The organism is Paenibacillus kribbensis (assembly GCF_001705305.1).
Classification (GTDB): Bacteria; Bacillota; Bacilli; order Paenibacillales; family Paenibacillaceae; genus Paenibacillus; species Paenibacillus kribbensis_B.
On the sequence record NZ_MCBP01000001.1, the window covers coordinates 99,227 to 122,662 of the forward strand.

20 protein-coding genes are annotated in these 23,436 nt (G+C 46.7%); 4 read left to right on the forward strand and 16 right to left on the reverse strand.

The window, feature by feature from the left end; genetic code table 11:
* Nucleotides 1-6: 6 nt before the first annotated feature.
* From alsC to BAZ21_RS00450, 6 genes are all read right to left on the reverse strand, one after another.
* Nucleotides 7-957, reverse strand: a complete 951-nt coding sequence (gene alsC, locus BAZ21_RS00425; RefSeq protein WP_068496135.1) for a D-allose ABC transporter permease — start codon at nucleotides 955-957, stop codon at nucleotides 7-9.
* 17 nt (nucleotides 958-974) lie between these two features.
* On the reverse strand, nucleotides 975-2,489 hold the full coding sequence (locus tag BAZ21_RS00430) for a sugar ABC transporter ATP-binding protein (protein WP_068496136.1): 1,515 nt from the start codon (nucleotides 2,487-2,489) through the stop codon (nucleotides 975-977).
* A gap of 106 nt (nucleotides 2,490-2,595) precedes the next feature.
* Nucleotides 2,596-3,621 carry a D-allose transporter substrate-binding protein gene (alsB, locus tag BAZ21_RS00435; protein WP_068496137.1) on the reverse strand — a complete coding sequence of 342 codons (1,026 nt, stop codon included), beginning with the start codon at nucleotides 3,619-3,621 and terminating at the stop codon, nucleotides 2,596-2,598.
* A gap of 234 nt (nucleotides 3,622-3,855) precedes the next feature.
* Nucleotides 3,856-4,911, reverse strand: a complete 1,056-nt coding sequence (locus BAZ21_RS00440; protein ID WP_068497035.1) for a LacI family DNA-binding transcriptional regulator — start codon at nucleotides 4,909-4,911, stop codon at nucleotides 3,856-3,858.
* Between the two features lie 365 nt (nucleotides 4,912-5,276).
* Nucleotides 5,277-5,576, reverse strand: coding sequence for a DUF6509 family protein (locus tag BAZ21_RS00445; protein WP_068496138.1), 300 nt, complete (start codon nucleotides 5,574-5,576; stop codon nucleotides 5,277-5,279).
* Complete coding sequence (locus BAZ21_RS00450) at nucleotides 5,570-7,537, reverse strand: ATP-dependent DNA helicase (protein ID WP_068496139.1); 1,968 nt, start codon at nucleotides 7,535-7,537, stop codon at nucleotides 5,570-5,572. The genes BAZ21_RS00445 and BAZ21_RS00450 overlap by 7 nt, the downstream gene beginning before the upstream one ends.
* A 523-nt stretch (nucleotides 7,538-8,060) precedes the next feature.
* Here BAZ21_RS00450 and BAZ21_RS00455 point away from each other — a divergent pair.
* The gene (locus tag BAZ21_RS00455; protein ID WP_068496140.1) at nucleotides 8,061-8,879 is read left to right on the forward strand and encodes an oxidoreductase; all 819 of its coding nucleotides are present in this window, start codon (nucleotides 8,061-8,063) and stop codon (nucleotides 8,877-8,879) included.
* A 197-nt stretch (nucleotides 8,880-9,076) separates the two neighbouring features.
* A complete protein-coding gene (locus tag BAZ21_RS00460; protein WP_068496141.1) occupies nucleotides 9,077-9,733 on the forward strand; it encodes a TetR family transcriptional regulator in 657 nt (218 codons plus the stop codon).
* 442 nt (nucleotides 9,734-10,175) lie between these two features.
* On the opposite strand, the gene BAZ21_RS00465 is transcribed toward BAZ21_RS00460, so the two are convergent.
* The 9 genes from BAZ21_RS00465 to BAZ21_RS00510 form a co-directional block, all read right to left on the reverse strand.
* The gene (locus BAZ21_RS00465; protein WP_068496142.1) at nucleotides 10,176-10,895 is read right to left on the reverse strand and encodes a hypothetical protein; all 720 of its coding nucleotides are present in this window, start codon (nucleotides 10,893-10,895) and stop codon (nucleotides 10,176-10,178) included.
* A 51-nt stretch (nucleotides 10,896-10,946) separates the two neighbouring features.
* Nucleotides 10,947-11,465 (reverse strand): RDD family protein, encoded by a 519-nt coding sequence (locus BAZ21_RS00470; RefSeq protein ID WP_068496143.1) that lies wholly within the window; start codon nucleotides 11,463-11,465, stop codon nucleotides 10,947-10,949.
* Between the two features lie 198 nt (nucleotides 11,466-11,663).
* On the reverse strand, nucleotides 11,664-12,788 hold the full coding sequence (locus tag BAZ21_RS00475; protein WP_068496144.1) for a glycoside hydrolase family 88 protein: 1,125 nt from the start codon (nucleotides 12,786-12,788) through the stop codon (nucleotides 11,664-11,666).
* A gap of 44 nt (nucleotides 12,789-12,832) precedes the next feature.
* On the reverse strand, nucleotides 12,833-14,755 hold the full coding sequence (locus BAZ21_RS00480) for a glycosyl hydrolase (RefSeq protein ID WP_068496145.1): 1,923 nt from the start codon (nucleotides 14,753-14,755) through the stop codon (nucleotides 12,833-12,835).
* Nucleotides 14,756-14,771: 16 nt separating this feature from the next.
* A complete protein-coding gene (locus tag BAZ21_RS00485) occupies nucleotides 14,772-16,670 on the reverse strand; it encodes a heparinase II/III family protein (RefSeq protein ID WP_068497037.1) in 1,899 nt (632 codons plus the stop codon).
* 166 nt (nucleotides 16,671-16,836) lie between these two features.
* The gene (locus BAZ21_RS00490) at nucleotides 16,837-17,811 is read right to left on the reverse strand and encodes a cation diffusion facilitator family transporter (RefSeq protein WP_068496146.1); all 975 of its coding nucleotides are present in this window, start codon (nucleotides 17,809-17,811) and stop codon (nucleotides 16,837-16,839) included.
* Nucleotides 17,812-18,231: 420 nt separating this feature from the next.
* Nucleotides 18,232-18,933, reverse strand: a complete 702-nt coding sequence (locus BAZ21_RS00500) for a response regulator transcription factor (protein ID WP_084011479.1) — start codon at nucleotides 18,931-18,933, stop codon at nucleotides 18,232-18,234.
* Between the two features lie 76 nt (nucleotides 18,934-19,009).
* Nucleotides 19,010-19,306 carry a hypothetical protein gene (locus BAZ21_RS00505; RefSeq protein WP_068496148.1) on the reverse strand — a complete coding sequence of 99 codons (297 nt, stop codon included), beginning with the start codon at nucleotides 19,304-19,306 and terminating at the stop codon, nucleotides 19,010-19,012.
* Nucleotides 19,307-19,354: 48 nt separating this feature from the next.
* A complete protein-coding gene (locus tag BAZ21_RS00510) occupies nucleotides 19,355-19,555 on the reverse strand; it encodes a DUF2933 domain-containing protein (protein ID WP_068496149.1) in 201 nt (66 codons plus the stop codon).
* A gap of 156 nt (nucleotides 19,556-19,711) precedes the next feature.
* Here BAZ21_RS00510 and BAZ21_RS00515 point away from each other — a divergent pair, with 156 nt between their 5' ends.
* On the forward strand, nucleotides 19,712-21,289 hold the full coding sequence (locus BAZ21_RS00515) for a multicopper oxidase family protein (RefSeq protein ID WP_068496150.1): 1,578 nt from the start codon (nucleotides 19,712-19,714) through the stop codon (nucleotides 21,287-21,289).
* A 99-nt stretch (nucleotides 21,290-21,388) separates the two neighbouring features.
* On the opposite strand, the gene BAZ21_RS00520 is transcribed toward BAZ21_RS00515, so the two are convergent.
* Complete coding sequence (locus tag BAZ21_RS00520; RefSeq protein WP_068496151.1) at nucleotides 21,389-22,762, reverse strand: HAMP domain-containing sensor histidine kinase; 1,374 nt, start codon at nucleotides 22,760-22,762, stop codon at nucleotides 21,389-21,391.
* Nucleotides 22,763-22,907: 145 nt separating this feature from the next.
* Between BAZ21_RS00520 and BAZ21_RS00525 the strand changes: the two genes are divergently transcribed.
* Nucleotides 22,908-23,372, forward strand: a complete 465-nt coding sequence (locus BAZ21_RS00525; protein WP_068496152.1) for a hypothetical protein — start codon at nucleotides 22,908-22,910, stop codon at nucleotides 23,370-23,372.
* Nucleotides 23,373-23,436: the final 64 nt, after the last annotated feature.

Below are 23,436 nucleotides of genomic sequence, written 5' to 3' on the forward strand. Positions count from 1 at the left end.
TATTTGTTAGGCTGTCACTTTTTTGCTTCCGAAGAGACGGTCTAGGAACACCGCCAGGATAATCAAACCGCCCATGACGATTTGCTGATAGTAGGTCGGTACACTCAAAATGTTCAGTCCGTTATTAATCACACCGATAATCAGACCGCCCATGACGACCCCGATGACTCGGCCCTTTCCTCCGAAAAAGCTGGTGCCTCCGATGATGGCCGCAGCTATCGCTTGCGTCTCATAGCCTGTGCCGGCCAGCGGTTCCGCTGCCCCCAGACGGGCAGTCAATACAACGCCTGCAATGCCAGCGCAAATTCCGGAAATGACGAATACGATCAGCGTATGTCGTTTGATGTTGATCCCCGAGAACCAGGCTGCCTGGCTGTTGCCGCCCAGTGCATAAATGTTGCGGCCAAGTTTGGTTTTACCTGTAATAAAGATGAATACAAGAGCTACGATCAAGGCAATCAATACCGGAATCGGAACAGGCCCGAGCCAGCCGGCAATGCCGCTCTTGAAGCCCTGAGGAAGCCCGAACACCGGCGCCGCCTCCGAGATGATCAGAGTAAGCCCGCGATAAATCGCCAAGGTCCCCAGCGTAATGATAAAAGGATGCAGGCCTGTTTTATTCACCAGAAACCCGTTGAAGCAGCCCAAAGTCCCGCCGACTACAACGCCGCCGATGAGGATCGCAACCGGCCACGGCATACCCGCAATCATCATTTTGGCGGAGATCATACCCGTAAGCGCCATAATAGAGCCTACAGAAAGATCGATTCCGGCGATGAGAATGGTGAAAAATTCGCCAACGCCGATCAAAATGGTAACCGCACTCTGCAGCAGCACCTGGGTCAGATTGCTCGTTGTCAAAAAGTACTGGGGAGAGCCGATACCCAAGCCCAGTGTAATCAGCAGCAGGATACCGAAAGTTCCGTACTTTTCCCAAATCAGGTTGAATTTTTGCATAGATATTTGCTCCTTGACTATGATGTAGCGGCCAGCATGATTTTTTCTTCCGTGGCCTCTTCATTCAGTAGAGTTTTGTTAATGGTGCCTTCCCGGAACACGGCGATTCGGTCGCATACCGACAACAGCTCCGGCATTTCCGACGAAACGACGATGACGCCCACACCGGACTCCGCCAGATCACGCATGATCTTGTAAATCTCGCCTCTGGCTCCGATATCAATTCCCTTGGTCGGCTCGTCAAAAATAACTAATCGTGAGCCGGCGGCCAGCCATTTGGCGATCAACACCTTCTGCTGGTTACCACCTGACAACTCGGTTATGTTCTGCTCTACACTGGAGCATTTAATATTGACTGTCTGCTTGAATTGTTCAGCCAATTTGATTTCCTCTTTGTGATCTACGAGTCCCCAGGTCCCTCCGGCGGTTGACTCCTTCAGCAGCTTGGAGATTGAGATATTTTTCCAGATTTCGAAGTTTTTCAAAAAGCCCGTCTCCTTGCGAGCCTCCGTTACGTGTCCGATGCCCAGCTTGATGGCATGATATGGGTCCTTAACCTTGATTTCTTGGCCGAACAGTTCTATTCGCCCTTTTTGTATCGGTGCCGCGCCGTAAATGGCATTCATGAGCTCCGTTCTTCCGGAGCCGATCAAGCCGGCAAAGCCGAGAATTTCCCCTTTATGCAGCTTGAAGCTGACATCGTTCACCCGTTTGTCTTTTCGGGTCAGATGCTCCACCTTCAAAATCACTTCCGTATTATTGTGCTGACTGTCCTCCGATTTCAGGTGGCGTTCGCTGACTGCGCGCCCCACCATCATCGTTATCAAATCCTCACGCGTAACGTCCTTGATATCCCGTGTGCCTACATACTTGCCGTCCTTCAGTACGCTGACGCGGTCCCCGATTTCCAGCAATTCGTCAAGCTTGTGGGAAATGTAGATAATACCTACACCATAGCTTTGTAGTTGGCGGATGATTGCGAACAGCTTGTTCGTTTCTTCGATCGTAAGCGAGGAGGTCGGCTCGTCCATGATAATGACCTTGGCGCGCGATGCAATCGCCTTCGCAATTTCAACCTGCTGCTTCTCCGAAATGGATAGCGTCTCCACCATTCGGGTGGCCGAACACTTCAGGCCGACTCTTTCAATCATCATTTGTGCAAGCGCATGCATCGTCTTGTGGTCAACGACCGGGATGCCGAATTTTTTGATCATGGGCAGCTTTCCCACAAAGATATTTTCCGCGATGGACAACTCGTCGATCATACTCAGCTCCTGATAAATAACGCTGATCCCCTGTTCGGTCGATTCCTTCGGCGTCAGCTTTTTAAATTCGCTGCCGTTAATGACGATCTGGCCCTCGGTCGGTTCGTATACGCCCGACAAAATTTTGATCAGCGTCGACTTGCCCGCCCCATTCTCTCCAAGCAGTATGTGAACTTCGCCTGGCTTCAGTGTCAGCGACACATCCTGCAAAGCCTTTACGGCTCCGAAATGCTTTGCGATATTTTTCATCTCCACAAGATATTCCACTTCGGTTTCTCCTTCCTGGAGCGGTGTTCCCCAGGGAACTCCGCCAGAGTGGACCGGTACCGGAATGTCAGCTTCGCTCCGGCACCGTCCTTTTCTCTGTACAGTTTTACTTCTTCGTGATCAGTTGGGCGTCGATCCAGACCGTTTCCGGTTCAGCATCAACACTGCCTTGCTTCTTTGTGTTAATCGCATCGATAAGTCTGTTAAGGGAAGTGATTCCGATTTCGGCAGGGTCCTGGGCGATTGTCGCATACAGGCTGCCGGCTGCGACGGAATCCCGGGCTTCCTGATCCCCATCCGTTCCCACTACCAATACCTGACCTGCTTTGCCCGCATTCTCAACAGCTTGCTGCGCCGCCAGAGCCATCGTGTCATTAGCCGCATAGATGCCCTTCAGGTTCGGATAACGCTGAAGCAGGTTAGCCGCTACGTCCAGCGCTTTTTGACGATCCCAGTCAGCCGGCTGGCTGTCGACCAGCTTGATTTGGGAAGCCGCTGCAAAGGCGGATTCGGCGCCCTTCTTACGGCTTTCTCCCGATGCGTTGCCTGCTTTTCCTTCGATAATTGCCACTTCGCCGCCCTGTTTACCCAGCGCATCTACAATAGCCTTACCGCCTTGCGCCCCGATTTTCTCATTGTCAGAGGTAGCGAATGCCAGAACATATCCGCCAGCATTTTTCAGCTCATTCATATTGATCTTCTCATCAATGTTAACGACATAAATTCCCTTTTTATTGGCTTGAACGATGGAAGGAATCAGGTTAACCGGAGTCAATGGTGCCACAGCCACGCCGTCAAAGTCTTTGCTCAGAATGTCTTCAAATATTTTCACTTGACCCTGCAAATCGGTTTCGTCCTGGGCAGCGAAAATTTCGACTTCAAACCCCTTTGCTTCCGCTTCTTTCTTAATTCCGTCTCTCATCGCGGTCCAAAATGGATGGTTAAGCGTTTTCAAAATGACAGCTATCTTTGGCTTTCCTGTCTTTGTGTCCGATGTTCCTCCATTTGCCGGAGCCGCGCTTCCGCCATCCGCATTCTTCGTAGTGGAGGTTGCGGTGCCTCCATTGCCGCAGGCCGCCAAAATCATAGTCAGTGTAAATACAGTAAGCAATAATACAGCTAGTTTTTTCATCGTTTATAATCCCCCTAGAGATCATATTATTTTGATCGTGCTCCTTCTGTCTCTGACACCAGGCTGCTTCTGTGCGATCCTCACCTCCCTGAGAGCATTGCCCGCAGTAACTGTGCTGCTTCAGCCATTTCACCGTTTGGCTCGGGGCCGACCTTGCTTAAACACAGTGTAGTGGGTGAGGATCGAAAATTTAAGTCCAAATGACGCAACATGTTTTGTGCAATTATAGACCGCTCAGGGCAGACCTGTAGTGCTGCTTCTTGCCAGGAGTTTTACATCCAGCTGCTTCAACTGGATCGGGCTGCTCTTGTCCTCAATCTGATGAATAAGCTGATATACCGCTTGTTCACCCATTTCATAGATCGGCTGAGCAATAGTGCTAATCTCCGGTTCGGTAAGCCCGGTCATCTCAATGCCGTCAAATCCGATCAGCGCCACATCATCCGGCACCTTGCGCCCTGATCGAAGAAGCGCTTTTAAAGACCCGATAGCCATAAGGTCAATGGTGGCAAAAATACCGTCAATCTCCGGGTGACGCGCAAGCAAATCCTGCGTCAGCTTAAATCCGCTCTCCATCGTGAAATCACCTTCCACGATATACGAAGGGGTAAAGCGCCCATACCGGGTCAGCGTGTCGATATATCCCTGCAGACGGTCCTTGGCGGGAATGACGATCCCCGGTCCGCTAATGTGGGCGATATTTTTGCAGCCCACCGATAACAGATGCTCAACAGCCATGACTGCCCCTTTATAGTGATTGACCTGAAGCATGGATATGTTGTGCACCGCCTGTTCAGAGGAAGCACGGTCAATCGAGACTATCGGGATTTTGGCCCCCAACAGCTCATTGATTTCGTTCGTGGCAAGCATTTGTGTGGCAAAAATAATGCCGTCCACATGTCTTTTCTTCAAAGCTTCAATGTAACGAATCTCTTTCAAACTGTTTCTGTCGGAGTTCGCCAGCAATGTCGTATACCCGAGTTTGGTCGCCGTATCCTCGACCGCTTTTGCCAAGGCAGAGAAAAACGGATTCGATATTTCCGAAACGATCAGGGCAATGGTATTGGTCTTATATCCCGCCAAACCTCTGGCCATCGTATTGGGTGAGTAATTTAACTTACCGACCGCGTCCTTAATTCGATCCTCTGCATCCTTACTGATATATCCATTCTGATTAAGATATCTGGACACCGTCGCTACGGACACATTCGCCAGTTTGGCAACATCCCGAATGGTAGCGATAACAATCACCTCTGCGCTAATATGATGTGTAACCGTTAACACATTCATATCATTAAAATGGCATTTACTCATCGTCATTTTCCAAAAATCGTCTATTTACAAAGATATTCAGGGTTAAAATCTTATAAAATGAATCCAATCAATAGTGTGGTATCGGTTACACATTCATAGTAATTGAATACGCTTTCTTTTTCAAGCATGAAATTCAAATTTTATATTCACAAAATCACTGCAACTTACAATTAATAGATTAAAAGAGAATATCCTCTTAAATCCAGACGGAAATCAGTCAATGAAGCGGGCTGCTCCCGCGTATTTCATAAAAAAAAGGAGCCTGGTCAACCAGAGCTCCTTTACATATCCCGTTATATTGGGGCTATACGCTGACGATCGCCATCAGCAGCCACAGCGTTTTATTTACCCATTGCGTCCTGCACATGCTCTTTACAAAAGTCCGCTACGGCCTGCACTTCATCTTCCTCAAGGTCGAGGTCGATGTAGCGGTTCGTTCCTTTTTCAATCAGCTCATATTTCAAAATCCCCGACTTCTGCTCGTCCACCAAATAAATGGTACGGATGGTCAGGCCGTTTTCAGAGTACAGCTCGTCGTCCTCCTCCACCTCGACATCGATGATAAATTCATAGCGCAACCCGCTCAAAATACCAAAAGCGTCTTTAATTTGCTCTACGGTAAATGTTTTAAAAGTTAACATGTCTTCATTCCTTCCGGATTTCCTTCAATTACTGTGCATTCTACGCCCGCAGGCAGTAGCTGTTCAACTTGAGTGCGTACTTCTTGACGATTCAAATCTTGACCGAGGATAGAAATCCAGCCCCGATCATTGCGTGAGCGAATTAAACGTCCTATGCCTTGTCTAAGTCTAAGTGCCATATGAGGCATATCTATCTGCATAAATGGTTCCGCCGCATCCTTGCGCAATGATGCAAACACTGGATCATTCGGAGGAAAAGGCAGCGACCAGACGATAACATGCGACAGAGACGGCCCGGGAATATCCAGGCCTTCCCATAAGGTAACCGCGCACAAGACGCTTTCCTCATCATTCTGAAAAGCCGAGATCAGATGGCTGATTTCCGCCGAGCCTTCATACAGAAAACGGTAGATAGACGCCTCCCGATAAGCGGCGAGACCTGTTTGGAAGACAGTCAGTTCCTCTTGTGAAGGAAACAAAATAAGCGCTCTGCCTTGTGATTTTTCCAGCAGTGCCAGCACTCTCTCGATTGGATGATGCTCTGGCTGCAACGGATACAAGGCCGCTTGCATCTGATCGGTATAGTCATAAGGTGAAGCGACGGAAAATGTCAGCGGATTTTCAATTCCGAGACTGTGAGCCATATAGTCAAATGAGTTCTCCACGGAAAGGGTAGCTGACGAGAATACGATTGGCATATGCTGGGCAAATACTCGTTCCTTGAGAATCTCCTTTACCATTTTAGGCATAACCACGAGCGTTAATCCGTCCTGATCCTCAATCACCCACGAAATCAAAAGCTCAGGGCGTTTAAACAAGGCCAAAGCCGTCTGGATCATTTCAAGATGTTCTTCCACGATCTTGACCTGATATTCATCCAGCGAAAATAGCCCGCTTTCAAATACAAGCTCCTCTTCAATGGTGCTGATCAGGTCGCCAAAACGGTTCACCTCTCGAATCAGCGACTCATTCAGATTAAATTCCTTGCGGTCAGAACCTTGTACAGGTTGACTGTTCTTTTGAAGCGCAGCAAACAAAGCCTCACTTTGGGATATTGCATCTTCAATTGTCATGGCCAGAGATTCCCGTACTTCCCCCTCCAGCAGACGAGTAATAATCGCCTCAAATTGTGCATGCTTCAGTTTGTAGGTGAGCGCATTCTGTGCCGCCGTCTCCAGCAAATGCCCTTCGTCAAAGACAACAGAGCTGTGCTCCGGCAGCAACGGCAGCTGACCCTCACGTTTTCTCGCTTCATAGGTCCATACATGCTCCATATAAAAATCATGCGAGCAGATGACCAAATCCGCCGCTCTGCGGTAATGATCACGGGATAACGTCTGCCCGCATCGATGACGCTGATGACAAACGAGACAGTCTTGAAAAACGTCCCATCCCAGTCTGCTCCATTGTCCGTCCGTCAGCTCAGGATATTCCTTGCGGTTCCCGTAAGGGGTAAAAGACTGCAACGTGTCTGGAAAATGAACAAAATCCGGCAAGTCCTGATAAATATCACGAAAGACATCCGCATCCTCATCCAGTCCGCTACGGGCCTCGTCCAGCTTGTTCAGGCAAATATACTGATCAGGCGACTTGCCCAGTCTGGCATCAATCGTCAAATTCAAATGCCGTGCCAGCTTGGCGATATCCCCTTCCGGCTTTACCAGTTGTTCGATCAGTGACTCGTCCGCACAGGCGATAATCGCAGGCTTTCTCATGTACCGGGCATATGCAATGGCGTACAGCAGGTACACCAGCGTTTTGCCCGTGCCCACACCTGCCTCCGCAAATATGGTCTTTTTCTCCTTATAGGCACGCTCCAGCTGAAATGCCATATAAATTTGTTCATCCCGAACCTCAAAGCCGACTTCAGGCAAAACTTCGTAAAATACATCCGCAATCCAGTCACTTGCCTGCTCAATAAATGGCTTGGACGGATCAAAGGCAAATGGATAAGTAGTCAATCGGGCTGTGCCTCCAATTCGTTCATAATGTGCATCCTTTCATTATAACGCAAAACAACCCAAAGGGAATACGCAAACTGTAAGAACAGCTTACAATTTTTATTTCGGTCTAAGGACTCCTTGAAAATAAAGGCACATGCTTTCGTCTGAATGAGACGCTACGTGTAGCATTTGATCCTACGATCGCTGTTGCCCCGGGATTCTCAGATTTTTATAAACCTTTTCAAGGTTAGAATCCCATGGCAAAGGCGAGCGCTTCGCTTCTCCAGATTCAAATCCTCCACTTCGCTGCACACCACCGTTATATTGGTATTTTATAAAGAAAAAATTTACTTTTATAACACAAAAAATAAATAATCATAACAAAATTAAAAAAACAAGAAACCAGCTAATGTGTTGCAAGCATTAGCTGGTGTAAGCTCATGCCCTAAATTTTTTGCATATTCGTTGATCGTTGACAATTGACTTTGAGTCACTTATAATTGACTCAAAGTCAATTATTAAATATATGGAGGTTCAATTTATGAGTCAAAAAGTCGCATTGATTACAGGGGCATCTTCCGGCATAGGTAAAGAAGCAGCAATCGAGCTAAAGAACAAGGGGTTTACGGTTTATGCAGCTGCCCGACGCATAGATAAAATGCAGGATCTTGCGGCAAAAGGGATTCATCCTATTTCATTGGATGTAACCGATGACGAATCCATGGTTCATTGCGTCAATAAGATTCTTAAGATAGAACACAGAATTGACGTTCTGGTTAATAACGCAGGATATGGTTCATATGGGGCGACTGAGGATGTACCACTGGAAGAAGCCCGGCGTCAAATGGAAGTAAATGTGTTCGGGCTTGCGAGAATGATCCAGCTTGTGGTGCCGAGTATGAGAAAAAATCAATTTGGAAAAATTGTTAACGTTTCTTCAATGGGAGGTAAAATTTGGACCAAGTTTGGTGGCTGGTATCATGCGACAAAGTTCGCGGTCGAAGGTCTTTCGGATTGCCTTCGCCTGGAATTGGAACCGTTCGGAATTGATGTCATCGTGGTGGAACCAGGCGGAATCAAGACGGACTGGGGTATTATTGCCGCTGAAAACCTTAAAAAGGTATCTGCCAAGGGTCCCTATGCACAGGCAGCCAGCACGGTAGCCGATGGTATGATCAAGAATTATACAGGCAATCAATTATCGAAGCCGGAGCTAATCGCGCGCACCATTGCTAAATCAGTAACCGTTAAAAGACCAAAAACACGTTATCTTGTAGGTTTTATGGCAAAGCCTATGGTGTTCATGAAAAATGTTTTTGGAGATCGTGCCTACGATAGAATTATCAAAATGTTCAGCTAAGATACCACAACATCATCATTAATTGCGAAAAGGAAAGACAATGGCATCTTTTTTTATTAAGCACACGAGTTTTTCATAACCGCAGCGAATTCAATGACGAGGTAAAGGCCTTTATAAGCATAGATAGTTAATTGTGGTTTTATTTTGACTCCAAATCGATACGGGATTAAAATTAATCGAAATGGAGTGATGATGTTATGGCAAAACGTGCGATGACTCCTGAAGCAAAGGCTTTAAAAGCTCAGGCCATTCTAGATAAAGCGGCAGAAATGTTTCTCTCATCCGAGTATGAAAAAATTAAAATGTCCGATATCGCCAAGCAGATGGGCATGTCGAACGGCATTCTGTTTGTGTACTTTAAAACTAAAGAGGCCTTGTTTTTTAGCCTGCTGTGTCGGGAGTATGAGAAAAGGCTTGCGCGTCTGACAGAAATGGCGAAAGAATCGCCAATCAGGGATTTCGATGACTTCAAGAATCTTGTCATGAATGAGCTTACAGAACTGGTTGACTATAATCCCCTGTATGTAAGACTAGAATCCATGCGTACGGCAATATTCGAAAAAAATGTAGACGCGGAAACAATGTTAAATCAGAAAATGAATCTATACAAGTTGACGACGGATTTGGTGACCATCATTTGTGAAAATAATGCATTAACGCAAGAGAATGTAATGGATATCCTCCAAGCTGAAGCATCGATTATAACCGGTTGCAAGTTATCTGCCACCCTGCCTGCGGAAGTTATAGACATTATAGAAAAGTACGGGCTGGCTGGACTCAAACGTGATTTTAAGAATGATGTTCTTGCTACAATGAATCATTATTTAGATGGTTATATTAGAAATAGAAGATAAAATTTTGAAAAGAGGCTGGAAGTATGGTACAACCCCAAAAGCGTCACGTATAGGCAGGGAATGCTGCTAGGCAGACAGCTGGTGCTGCAAGAATACAGATCGAAACAAACATTAATTAAGCTAATCCCAACATTACATTATGGGATTAGCTTTTTTTTGTAACATCAAGCTGAATAACGCCAAGACCATTAATCACAAGCTAAGTAGCTTACACAGCTATAATGATTTTTCTGATCGCTTCGGGCATTCAGACCGACATGGTACTGGTTGAAACTATTTATGGACTTTCATTTCTTACGGCATTGGATTTGTGCTTGTTTACTTATACATACTGGTTTTGAAATGGGTGAAATGGGCGAGAAATAGACGAAGGACCCCTTGACAAACATTAGCTGGTTTCTTATTGATTGGAGAATATGCTTTAAACAGAAGCTCGCTCTCCTTAATTGATGCTTAAAATTCGCCAATTAGATCCGATTTTCCCCACTCTTACTAATACAGGATTCTGTTCTTCTTCCTCTATATAAAGCTTAATTTTAAGCAACCTTATTTCTTGTATATTCATATTCTGCTCTATAACATTTTTATTTTTTACATTATGGTCCGAAACTATTTCAGGCTCAGAATATGTGCTACTTACCTTCATTTCCTTGATTTTCTTGAGTTCCGTAGCGGCATTGGCTTCGCCCATAACGACACGTTTGCCCATTATATCCGGGTTTGAATTAAGGAACAGCAACATATAAAATTTCTCCCAATACTGTTCATATTCCAAAAAGCTTTTGAAAAAGTTATGGCTTTCAAAGGAAGGAATGGGAGCGTTCGCTTGAAGCTCATAGGTATGGAGCAAGCTGAAATGATTATCTACCGTATTGGCACGATACTTTTCCACAATAGGGAAACATTTCAACGCGCTGTCGAGATCATGATCATTTACAGCTTCAAAAAAGGCTTCTACCACCGATTCGGGTGTGGAAAATTGCCCCTCAGTGGGTTGTGGCAGATCTGCCTGGAAATTCTCCAAAAAAGTGCTTCCAGTCTGATCTTTTCTAGCATCTCCAGAGGCGATCTCTCCAGAGCGTCCTTTATTCGTACAACCCGCAACCGCTACGAGCAGCAGCAGGACTATTACTGAACAAAACATCCATTTTCGTTGTTGCATGAATTCATGTTCCCCCAATATTTCGAAAATCAAAGACTACTTAAGTTTTCCTTACGAATTGGTGATATCTGCTGATACTGGTAGACAAGCCGATTGCTGCTCATTGCGCTGCAACTCTTTTTTATTTACAACCAGGGTGCTGGCACAAAGATCGTGAACCCCCTGTTTTTTCGCAGTAAAAGCAACTACAATATAAATAATATGAATAAACGTAAAAGAAATAGCTTTAATCCAGTAACGCCCGGAGGCGTGCCAGAATCCAAGCCGCTTTCCTTCCTTGTCTACGACAATTAGAGAAAACACTAGCTTCCCTGGTGTTGCTTTTACCTTCGATGACTCCCAGAGTACACAATACAACCATGGCACTATGAGCCACAAGATCAGTGGCAACCACATCATCAACACTTTTATGAAACCTGTCTCCTCTATGCCCAGAAGGAATGGAATACTAAACACTCCTCCTATTAGAAGAACAAGTACAAAGACAATGACCAGATCAATTATAAATGCTGCTGTTCTTATCCAAAATCCTCCGTATATTCCTCTTACGCTATCGTTAGTAGCTGTCATGATGATGTATAACTCCTTTTGCCTATGAGATTTAAATTGCCTATGAAATTTAAAATCCAGTTTATTCCTGTATCCAAAAAGATATCATACGGCTCCCCACCTATATTGTCAATTTACGAATTAAATTCAGCCTTTTCACGCATAAAAAAAACAGCGTATATGTAAATGAAATTACATACACGCTGCCTCACAGTTCATTTAGCAAAAACTAAACAAGCCTTCTTCCCCGCGCAGCTTTGCCAAAGCCTCGACAAAGAAATAATCGCCGTAGATAATGGGAACGTTGATGTATTTTCGCTCAGGATAATGTACGGTTCCGTTCATCAGCAAGCCCTCATGCTCTTCGCCCCACGCTGTGCATGTGTGATGCAAGCCCATAAGGATGGATTCTGCCGCTTGAGTAAAATGCTCCGCTCGTGTCGAATATTTGGCCAGCTCCAGCAAACCGCTTGCTGCAATGGCCGCAGCAGATGAATCCCATGCTTCACGATGTCCCTCTGGTGCTCTAAAATCCCACACAGGCAGACAAGCATCTCCCAGTTGGGACAGGAAAAAGTCTGCTGTGTTCTCGGCTACCTTCAAATAACGCGAATCGCGCGTGTATCCGTACGAAAGCGTAAAGCCGTACAAAGCCCATGACGTGCCGCGTGCCCAGGCGGAGCCGGGAGCGAACCCCTGACCACCATGCTCGGCAACCTTTTTTCCAATTTCCGGATCAAATTCGACCACATGTGCGATGGAGTTATCCGCACGGACAAATTCACGCGCCACGGTATCCGCATGCTGCACAGCCAGAGCAGCAAAACGAGGATCTCCGCTTTCCTCCGAGGCCCAATAAAGCAAAGGGAGATTCATCATACTGTCTATAATCGCGACGCCCCGTGTATCCATGTCCTTCGAATGAAAATTCCACGCACGAATAAAACGGCCATTCACGTTAAAACGGGCGGCCAGCAGATTGGCAGCCAGCAATCCCCGTCTTCTGGACTCAGCATCTCCTGTCAAGCGATAGGCAGCCACACCGCTGAGCAGCCAAATAAAACCGAGATCATGGTCTACCGCTTCGCTGTTATAGAGCACGTTTTCCAGACGACTCTCGCACCGCTGCGCAATCCCGGCGGCTCCGCTGTCAGGGCCGGCCCGATTGGCCAGCCATAGCAGCCCCGGGTAAAAGCCTGCTGTCCACCACGCTTTCTCACGATTGTCATAGCGTCCACCCTCTGCAACATGGGGAAAAGCGTCTCCCAGTCTTGCCGCCAAGGCAAGCGTTTTGTCCAAAGCCAGCTCCCACGATTGCTCCAGCCATGCTTCTGTTTTCGTCATTTCTTGTCCTCTCCCTTTCTCCAACGCTTCGAAAACGTCTATAACTACAGCCCTAATGATTCAGGCAGCCGAATGATAAAGGAAATGCGACTGCCTGTGCATTCCAGACGCGCTCCCTTGAGCAAGCCGTTCCGGCAGGCTACGGAAGTCAATTCCTCCGGCCATACCACGTTCGTTCCTTCCGTTGTCGGGATGACTTCAAGACTGGCACCTGCGTATTCCACCCGAATGCTTTCCGTTTCTTCCCCGGCTGACATAACATGATGAATTACGCTGCGCTCCCGACCGTCATACGCCATTAAGGGAACTAGCGCTCCCACATGCTGAATATTGCCATGAAGCTCATACTCCACCTCAATTTTTCCGCGCACTTGACGATAATGTGTTCGGATTTCCCTCACCCCCGGGAATGGTCCTCTCCATAGCAATGTAAAATCCGTTGCTCCGTCAGATGCTGAGCTTTGCTCCACCTGTACGGACCCTCCACCATCCTGCGGGTCAATGCCTCCGTCCCGGTCGAATTCCAGCGTTCCGGGGATGCCTTCCGACAGGCTGTGCCACTTTCCGTCCTCTGTTTGCCAAGCCGGAGAATAGCTTAGCGGGAAAATATCTCCTTCCGCGAAGCCTGTAAAGCCGCGGTCTGCATGCCCTGCTGAGGACGGACCCATCAGTGACGGCAGCGAGGTCTGCTGAATACGCACAATGCCGGGAATATTGTACGGGTCATTGAGCGACGTCTGCACAAGCATTTGCTGCCCGTCTACTGTTGCAATGACCGTCTGGAACCAGCCGTCCGTTTCGAGCACCCGGCTGCCAATCTCCGCCGGTATAGAAGCTGGAGTAATACGCTCTATCCCCTCCCCGTACAGCAGGGTATGAGCCAGCACAGCCGCTGTCCACAGACTGTAGCAGGTGTGGTTCGAGTACACCTCGAAGCCATGCCGTGCCTCGGACGAATAATGATTGCGGACAATATGCAGCTTGCCATCGTCGATTTGCCAGCGGCTAATCGCCTGCCAGCACAGGTCCGCTGCCTGCCGGAACGCACCCGCAAGCCCGTGCTCGCCTGCTGCATAAGCCTGCTGTGCATGGGTCGTAAAGACAAAGGCCGCAGCCGCTTCGTTCCACTGATGCTGCGCGCTTCGGCCACGCGGCGGAATTTCCCCGTGCGGGGATAACGCCAGCAGTGAGCTGAGCGCCCCTCTGCGAAGATGGTCACGTAGCTCATGAGCGCAGCCGCCATCATATCCGTTCTCCAGCATCACGCCCAGATGAAAGCGAGTGACGATATCGTAGGCGAACGGGCTATTGGGCCGGTCCAGCGGACCGTCCTGATACAGTCCCAAGCCGGTAAAGCGAGGCAAATGGTAGCTGCGGATATACGTCTCCATCCACTCGGCATCGGCTGCAAGCCCTTCCGCGGCACGCAAAAACTCGCCGGACATCATAATCGCATTCCAGTTGATCATCCGGTTCGGATTTTTCATTTTGCTCATCGTAAAAATGTAGGTCTGTTCCGGCTCAATTATGCTCAGCTGCTGCTTCCAAGCTGTGGCTTGCTCTGGCAGCAAATTTTTCAGGAGCCGATACGCTCCCATCATCATGATGGGAAAAAAGTCCGGGTGCTGATCCGGCGCTTTTTCCTCCACTACACAAGCGATGCTGTGCGTCAAAGCCGCAGCAGCAGATTCGAGTAAATCATGCCGACCTTCTTTGACCAGCACCGCTGCAGCCAGCGCATAGGATGGGGTGGAGTAATACCGTTCACTTCCAGAATGGGGGTCAATGATAGCTCCGGTTTCATCCTGATGCAGGGTATATGCACGAACGAGCTTTTCCAGCATGGCAAGCTTACGTTGGCGTGTCCAGCCGTCCTCCACTCGATTCGGTGTGATTTCCAACTGCTCTATAAATCTCTCCAGTTCCGTCTGCCAAGGATACACACTACCTGTATGAAGCTTATTCATCCTGTCTGCCTCCCATTCAACATGAAGATTGATTGATGATAAAAAACAGATTGCAATCTACACTTGCAGAATCGTTCCAGCGATCTGAGGCCAATTTCAGCGATGTTTTATAAAACACAAAGGGTACTCCATCATGATCCACATGCTTCACTGCCTCCACCCTTGGACGCAGTACACTGGCATCATAATCCAGCCTGACCACAGCCTTCGTTCCTTGCCATTCCACGAAGCCCGTTCCTGTTCTGGGCTGAATACGGCTGATCAAAAGCTCCTCCACATCCCATGGTTTTATACTCACGCCGGACGATCCAAACTCAAAATGATCTGTGACAGTAAGCCTCGCTTCTTCGTTTTCCTCCAGCACAGTCCATGCAAAGGAGCGGGTGAAAACCGTTAATTCTTCTACCGGATACGCGGATGTCAAATCAAGTTTTAGCCTTGTGCCCGTCCGTGTCTCCTCCTGCTCATCTACAGCAATATCCAGTACAACCGCCTTTGCCCTTGCACCCGATTGCTGCATGGTCCCATTGATTATGGGCACAGAATGGCCGCCGGAGGAAATGTTGATGATCGACTCTCGTCCCGGTGAAAAATAGGCTTTCGTATACAAGCCTGCTCCCAGATCACACAGCAGATTTTCACCACCACCATGAAGGATAAAATGTCCTAGATCGTTATGATTGTGCGGTTCATTGTTATGCCCACCCTTGGCTGAAAATGCAAGCATTGCGCCTAATTCAGGCCTTTGTCTTCCAGCTCTGCTACGGCACATCAGCCATCCTAGCTGTGGCAAATAATCGACTCCAGCCGCATCGCTTCCAAATGCCAAAGGATTTGTCCATACCAGGTTGCGCAATACGTGTGCCCAGCGACGACAAGGGTCCTCCAGTAGACCAGGTACGTGAAAAGGGAGTGTCGAGCGGCCTTCCTGCAAGGAATTTAAATAAGAGATAAGTCCAGAGGGCAAGCGTTCAGTTTCACTGCTGTCTGAATAATTGGCGAAAATTCCATCCGACAGATGCACCCGCTCCGCAAAGGCGGCGATTTGCCTCACCTTTTCCGAGTTCAGAATATCTACGGCTTCCCCGGTAAACGCACGCAGCACATCGGCAAAATAAATAAAATAACCAAAGCCGTATACCCAATAGCCAACGCCCTCAGGACACCCTCCATCTTCCCCGTAGCCTGCCAGGAAGCAATCCAGCGCGCCGAGCATTTTCTCGATAGCCTCCGCTTTGCCCAGACTGTCTTCCCCCAGCAGCAATGCAGCGATTCCGCAACCGGAAGCGCATACGGCGGCCCAGTTATGGTCTGCTGTCTCCCATTCAAAATGGCGAGGCTGCCAAAAAACAGGCTCCAGCACACGGCGCCCGACCTCTTGGCGCACCTGAGCGACCACATGTCCATCCAACTGCTCGCCTAGCAGCAATAAAATTTCAGCCAGCATCTGCGCTGTTTCAGAAGCAAATAAATCCACCTGCTGCCAAGGCGGTGTCACAGTGTCCTCTTCCCTGACATGTGCAGGAAGCGCCCATGTGTACTCGCAACATATTTCCAGCAGACCGCTTTCCACCTCTTTCATCCTCCAGGGCTCCGAATCGGCAACAGCTGCCAGCACCAAAGCAGCCAGTCGTCCACGCCGTTCAAAGTACACATCCTCATACGGCTTGCGCTCTCCCGTATATGCAAATTGTCGGAACAAGGTCAACGGGAGCTCAGGCCATGGTGTTCCCCGACTATCCTTACAGACACGCTCGATGTCCATCCAAAGCCCGGCGTATACCGGTTCAGCGACAGTCGCCCGCAGCCTTTTTGTCCATTCACTCCTTACACTTTGCCTTGCTGTGCCCTGCACCCCATCAGACAGCACCATAACGAGCCGCGAAGCAGGCCAAGCCTCCTTCAAAAGACTCATTCGCTTTTCCTCCCCATAAGAAGCATTCATTTCACCTTCTTTTTTTGTTAACGCTTTCATTGTATCTAACAATGAGCCTAAATTCAAAGGGGTAGCCCCACCATTTGGAAAAAATAAAAGAACCTCCACGCCACGTTTCCGTGGTCATGGAAGTTCTTGCTTTACACTACTTCCAGTTTTTAACCCCATCATCTTCCAGAATACCTAATGCAGCGTCTGAAATATGAGGGTCACGCAGCAAAGCATCCTCGACTCTAAACTTGATATCATCCGCATCTGCCAGCGTCATTCCCGGTGTAAGCTCAATCAGCCCTTCCACGTGATAATAGCGTCCCTCCTGCAAGATACGCATTTGATAAATATCCGTTACATGCGTATCTGCAAGTATAATCGAAGCCACACGTTCTTCGATATCCGGGGGAGCCGATACACCAATCAAGCCCACCATATTATCGTAGCCGACCCGAAAAGCAACACCGACCATCAGACAACCGATAAGAATACTCGAAATCCCGTCCAACAGCTTAAAATCTGTCAGCGATGTGACCACGACAGCCAGCAGGGCAAGCACACCACCCGTTGTTGCTACCAAATCCTCATAAAATACCAGACGGGTTGGTGGCGCAGCACGTCCCACATGACGGAACGCAGAGATAAAAATGCCGAATCCCTTGGCTTCTACTCTGGATTCATGCAGCACTTCTTTCATTGCTTTGCTCCATACAAATCCGTCAACCACCAGTGACAAAACAAGCACCACTACATTAATCCAAAATCCCTGGGCAGATTCAGCCGGGTGCTGCAGCAAATGAATGCCTTCCAGAGCAGTTTCATAGGCCATAATCGTTACGACAATAACGGCAACCATACAAAACAAGTTAATCACCCGACCAAAACCGGTAGGAAAGCGTTTTGTCGGCTGTTTCTCTGCCAGTACGCTACCCGCGAATACAAATATTTGGTTCACTGCATCTGCAATGGAATGCATCATCGTGGCAAACATGGAACCACTGCCTGTCAAGGCAAAAGCAATCCCTTTAACCAGAGCAATCCCAGTATTACCTAACGCCGCCGAGCCCGAGGATTTATTCCCCTTTTTTACTAGACTCCAAAAGGAGTCCTCTCTCTGTTTCTCTTCCATCCCGTAGCTTCCTCCTGAGGTATACATAATCTGATATAGCCACATTATGTAATCATCTGCTATGTATTATTTTTAACCCGTCCATATTTTACCTAACCATCTGAAGAGAATCAATACAAACTATAATATTTATCACATGAAAAACAGCTAAAAAAACATACTCCTCAGAATCTGGAGCATGTTTTTTTCTTTAGTATTATTTCTTTCTTTTATTCAACCATAAGTATAAGAGCCAAAACAAAGATATCAGTATGCCAGCGACCACTGCTAATTTCAGCATGATTCCAAAGTAGGATAACATCGGATTTGGCGCATACGCGGTTGCTGGCATGATCATGCAGGACAAGCCGACGAAGATTATGGAGGCAGCAATTGTCCAATCCGATTTATTCATCATTCACCTCTATACTTTACAACGAGCTAATAAGACGAATCATCCCATTTGTAGCCTATTCCCCAAACCGTTTTTATAGGGTTATACGACAGTCCAACAAGTTGTAATTTTTCTCGGATGTTTTTGATATGAGTATCAATGACACGATTTTCCCCCAAAAAATCGTTCCCCCATAAGCGTTCAACGATAGCGTCCCGTGAGAACGTTCGTTGCGGGTGCTGGGCTAATAATTGTAAAATGTCATACTCCTTTTGTGTTAAGTCGATGTTTTCGTTCAGCACCAGTACCTGCCGCCGTTCCGGATATATGGTTAAATCCGGGAACGTAAGCTTCTGCTCCCTGACCACAGCATGGGCTTGATGACTGGAGCGTCGCAACAATGCATAAATTCGGGCAATAAGTTCTTCCGGGTCCACAGGCTTCACGACATAATCGTCCGCCCCTATGCCAAGTCCGAGTACCTTGTCCTTGATCTCACCTCGAGCGGTTAGCATGAGTATTGGAACAGACGCAATTTCTCGCATTTTCTTGCAAACCTGCCATCCGTCCATGTCCGGCATCATAACATCTAATAAAACAACGTCATGCGTTTGGCTTCTAAAAGCCTTCAAACCTTCACTTCCGTTAGATGATTCGGTTACGTGAAATCCTTCGTTACTTAAATAAATTCGAAGAAGATTTCGCATATTCCATTCGTCATCGATCACAAGCACTCTTAACTGACCCACGCCTATTCCCCTACCTTAGTGAAGTCGTTGTCCCTACATCAGCATAACAAACATGAGAGCAAGTATCCATTTGAGGTTATACACACTGCTTCAACATTTCTTCTCCTTCCTTGCCTTCCATCATTTTTTGCATATTCTTCTGATCCATCATCCCCTTCATGTCCATCGCTTTACTCATGGATGTGTGCATACCTCCATTTTGATTCATCATACTCATCGTAGCGTTTGACGTATGTCCATGTTCATCAGCCTGATCAGACGTAATCGACTGTTCACTACCTTTCCCTTGACTCATGTTCCATTGACTCACCAGAGTAACTCCAATCATTGACAATGTGATTATTGCCGTAAGCAACCAGTATTTCTTTTTCATCTAGTATTCGCTCCATTTCGTCTCATTTTTTCATTTATCTAAAAGTTATCATCCATTAACCTTCTCATGTATCTGATTTAATTGCTTCTGTATTGCCTGGTTTTCCTTAACAAGCACCTCATACTCTGATCTGCTTACCGAATCTTGTAACTCCGTTCTTTTACCATGACCATGATGTCCTTTCATGCCAAACATCATAAAAATCATCATGATAGGGCATGCAAGCACAAGCAACCAACTCCAATCCATGCTGATCCCTCCTCTTTTGGATGTCTTGAGTATAGCCCTTAATTATGTGGTTTTTATGAGGAAATTCTTATAATTAAAATTTGTGATAACTTCATACTTTCCACAAAATTGTGACCTATAATGCGTCTTATTAATAATAGAAGGAGGGAATGTGTCATGAATAAAGCTTTACTTGGAAAGACAATCCTGGGTATATTTGTGCTCAGTAGCATCTTGGCTGGTTGTTCAACAGCTAAAGACGTTAAATCTACAGCAGCTTTATCTAAAGAAACCACGTCTAAAGCAGTATCATTAAAACAAACGGTCAAGCCCACTGAATTAAATGGTGAACAGGCAACCTTAACGGCCGAGGCCAGTAACCTGGAAGTAGAAGAAGGAACGTCCCTCCCGGTTTGGACGTTCAATAACTCAGTGCCAGGCCCCCAAATCCGAATTAAAAAAGGAAAAACCGTAAACATTACCGTGAAAAATCAGTTAACAGTGCCCATCTCCTTGCATATCCATGGATATCCGTTACCTTTTAAAATGGATGGTGTTCCGGGGATCACGCAGAATGCGATTGCTCCAGGCAAGAGTTTTACTTATACCTTCAAAGCGACGGTTCCCGGCACGTACTGGTATCATTCTCATCAGGACAGCGTCAATCAGGTCGATAAAGGACTTTATGGTTCCTTTGTTGTGGAAGATGAACTGGTGAAAGCGGATCGGGATTATACGTTAATGTTGGATGAATGGATGAGTTCAAGCTCGGAAAGTGATCATGAAGGCATGATGAACATGAGCATGCCCGGCATGGATCATTCCTCAACCACAACCGACTCAAGTGGCCAAAGTGAACAAAATACATCTGCTCAGCCGGGACATGATATGAGTATGTATGATCTCTATACGATAAACGGCCAAACTTATAATAGCTCGCAGCCGCTGCAAGTCACCCAAGGAGACACCGTTCGTCTGCGCTTGATTAATGCAGGATATTTGAGTCATTCGCTTCATTTGCATGGACATCGTTACCGTATCATTGCTACCGATGGCAATCCTGTCTCTGATCCCAAGTGGGTTAAGGACAAGCTTCTTTCGATTGCCCCCGGTGAACGGGTAGATATTGAATTTCAGGCTGATAACCCGGGAACGTGGTACTTGGAAGAGCACGGTTCCAGCCCAAGGATTTCGAATATGAAGCAGCGTATTCAATACACCAATGAGCAGGGAACAAAGGATCAACCCGATCCATTAACGAAACTGCCTACAGTAGATCTGACAAACTACGGAAAATCGCAAAAAGGCCGGTTTTCGCTGAATGATGTGTATGATGTAAGTTACACCATGAATCTGGGAACCCGTGAACAGCAGGGAAAACAGGAATATACGATCAATAACAAAGTGTATCCCGACACGGAGCCGCTTTCTGTACAAACTGGAGATAAGGTGAAAGTTCGTTTTGTAAATACATCTGCCAACGATGACCATCCTATGCATTTGCACGGTCACACGTTTCAAGTCCTAAGCAAAAACGGAATTCCGCTTAAAGGTTCCCCCGTATATAAGGACACTCTGAATGTTAAACCCGGAGAAGAATATATCGTAGCGTTTACAGCTAATAACCCCGGTGATTGGATGTTTCACTGTCACGACTTGCATCATGCCTCTGCTGGTATGGTGACGGACCTGAAATATAATGATTTTCAAAATACATTCCAGCCTGATTCGGGCTTGAACAACACTCCTGAATAGTTCCTGATAAAGCAAATTTTTGCCCAGTACAAAAGCCAGATTTCCCGAATAAGGAAGTCTGGCTTTACATTCATACATCTTTTTCTATTTCCCTCCTATTTATGCAAAAGGAAATGACAAACGAAAGACAGTCCCCCGTCCCAATTCACTCTCTACCTCAATCATTCCTCCTTGCAACTGCACCCATTTTTGGACAATGGCAAGGCCAAGCCCCGTACCTCCAAGCTCCCGAGAACGAGATTTTTCCACCCTGTAGAACCGCTCAAAAATATAAGGAAGTTCATCCGGCGGAATTCCTGGCCCTGAATCGGAGATCATAATGACCCCGAATCCATTCCCTTGCTGTAAAGTGAGTTCGATCGCCCCCTCTGTTGTATAACGTATGGCATTATCGAGCAAGTTTAAAAGCACCTGTTCCAAGCGGACAGGATCGACAAGACATCGTGGTATCGTTTCCAGAGCGGATACCAATTGTAATCCCTTTTGCTCCGCTTTTATCCTTACCTTATTTGCCGACTTTTCAACGGCTCGCCTGACATCAACGGATTCCAAATGGAATGCAATTTTCCCTTCCTCCATTTTGGCAAGCTCAAACAAATCGTTAATGATCACCGTCAACCGATGAGCCTCATCGGCTATAATGTGTAAATATTGTTGTTTTTCTTCTTCATGATCCACGAGTCCATTGGCCAAGACATTCGCATATCCCTTTAAATAAGTGACAGGAGTTCGAAGCTCGTGAGAGACATTCGCAAAAAACTCTGAGCGCGTGTCACGATATCGTTTGAGCTCCATTGCCAAATCATTAATCGCGCCGGACAATGAGCCTACTTCGTCATGGGAACGGACGGGAAGACGTACTTCCAACTCTCCTTTTGCTATGCTACGAGTAGCTGCTTCCATTTCTACTAATGGAGCGGACAGCTTTTTGGCAAGGATAAAAATACAGCCGAGCGCCAGCAGCAATGTACCAAAGCCTGCAAAGCCAATAAGATAACGAACTGAACGGATCGATTCTTTCATATGTTCTAATGAACTCACGACATAAATTCCCTTGATCACAGGATTTTCCGAACTGTTAACCGGGATACCATGCAATAAATACAACTGATCACCTGCAGTAAACTCCTTTTCAATTTGCTTCCCCTGAAGCAATCGTGTATTTTCCCACACATTCGGCCAAGCCTGAATCTTTTTCTGTTTTGTAGAAGTGGACATGTCAAGAAATTGACCCTGCCTATTCACTAGATAAATGTTAGCCTCGGAGAACTCGGCCATCGGTTCCACAGCATAGATTCGATCACGAAGCATAGTGGATAAGTGTAAAGCTAGCTCATTTGCTTCCTCATGTGCTTTTTTCGTATAGAAATTGCTGAATAGCTGATTGATGACCATACTAAGCAAGACCAAAATCACAAGAAACAAACTAAATATGGTGAGACTGAGTTTTAAATATACCTTATTCCATTTCATGCTATCCTCCTTTACTTGCTAAAGCCTAAAGCACGTTCTTTAGATCGTATCCTGCATTCACAAAAAGACCACAAAAAACACATGGTTTCTCTATAATTTTTCGTTACTTTAATAACAAGTTCAAAATTATGAGGGAGGTAAAAGTGTGACCCCAAAAAATCAGGCCTTACAAAGCAATGTTAACAGATCGGTGCTGGATACGCATGGCTACACAGAGACCGTTTTTGAATTTCCTAATAACCAAGTAAAGAAGCTGTTTGTCAAACGGCTTGCAAACTACGAAGCAAAGAATGATCCTTACGATTATGTGATCAATCCGAATTTTTATGGAGTTGTCTACCCCTCTATTCTTATCGAAATATTTATGACACCCAAAACAAATATCCTGGTACAAAAATCAGTTAATAACCAGGTTCAATTTGAAAACGGTCAGATTATTCAGGAACAGGCCATGAATAAAACGATTGACCTGATCGTTTGCCCAAATTTGGAAAATGCAAGAAACATGCTGCCAGAGTCTCTTTTCCAATCGGCTGCAGCAACATTATCGGTCCAAAATCCGACAAGTGTCCCGCCAGTCCCAGATGACATGTTTCGTCAAGAGCTGTAACTCCAGGAACAATCATGCTTTGGCATACAAAGCAGCCAGCCGACCCGTGGTACGAGGAAGGCTG

What these genes read in the sequence shown, in the direction of transcription:
- alsC (WP_068496135.1), bottom strand. Translation starts at nt 957, where the DNA reads ATGCAAAAATTCAACCTGATTTGGGAAAAGTACGGAACTTTCGGTATC.
- alsB (WP_068496137.1), bottom strand. Translation starts at nt 3,621, where the DNA reads ATGAAAAAACTAGCTGTATTATTGCTTACTGTATTTACACTGACTATG.
- BAZ21_RS00440 (WP_068497035.1), bottom strand. Translation starts at nt 4,911, where the DNA reads ATGAATGTGTTAACGGTTACACATCATATTAGCGCAGAGGTGATTGTT.
- BAZ21_RS00445 (WP_068496138.1), bottom strand. Translation starts at nt 5,576, where the DNA reads ATGTTAACTTTTAAAACATTTACCGTAGAGCAAATTAAAGACGCTTTT.
- BAZ21_RS00455 (WP_068496140.1), top strand. Translation starts at nt 8,061, where the DNA reads ATGAGTCAAAAAGTCGCATTGATTACAGGGGCATCTTCCGGCATAGGT.
- BAZ21_RS00460 (WP_068496141.1), top strand. Translation starts at nt 9,077, where the DNA reads ATGGCAAAACGTGCGATGACTCCTGAAGCAAAGGCTTTAAAAGCTCAG.
- BAZ21_RS00465 (WP_068496142.1), bottom strand. Translation starts at nt 10,895, where the DNA reads ATGCAACAACGAAAATGGATGTTTTGTTCAGTAATAGTCCTGCTGCTG.
- BAZ21_RS00470 (WP_068496143.1), bottom strand. Translation starts at nt 11,465, where the DNA reads ATGACAGCTACTAACGATAGCGTAAGAGGAATATACGGAGGATTTTGG.
- BAZ21_RS00475 (WP_068496144.1), bottom strand. Translation starts at nt 12,788, where the DNA reads ATGACGAAAACAGAAGCATGGCTGGAGCAATCGTGGGAGCTGGCTTTG.
- BAZ21_RS00480 (WP_068496145.1), bottom strand. Translation starts at nt 14,755, where the DNA reads ATGAATAAGCTTCATACAGGTAGTGTGTATCCTTGGCAGACGGAACTG.
- BAZ21_RS00485 (WP_068497037.1), bottom strand. Translation starts at nt 16,670, where the DNA reads ATGAGTCTTTTGAAGGAGGCTTGGCCTGCTTCGCGGCTCGTTATGGTG.
- BAZ21_RS00490 (WP_068496146.1), bottom strand. Translation starts at nt 17,811, where the DNA reads ATGGAAGAGAAACAGAGAGAGGACTCCTTTTGGAGTCTAGTAAAAAAG.
- BAZ21_RS00505 (WP_068496148.1), bottom strand. Translation starts at nt 19,306, where the DNA reads ATGAAAAAGAAATACTGGTTGCTTACGGCAATAATCACATTGTCAATG.
- BAZ21_RS00510 (WP_068496149.1), bottom strand. Translation starts at nt 19,555, where the DNA reads ATGGATTGGAGTTGGTTGCTTGTGCTTGCATGCCCTATCATGATGATT.
- BAZ21_RS00515 (WP_068496150.1), top strand. Translation starts at nt 19,712, where the DNA reads ATGAATAAAGCTTTACTTGGAAAGACAATCCTGGGTATATTTGTGCTC.
- BAZ21_RS00520 (WP_068496151.1), bottom strand. Translation starts at nt 22,762, where the DNA reads ATGAAATGGAATAAGGTATATTTAAAACTCAGTCTCACCATATTTAGT.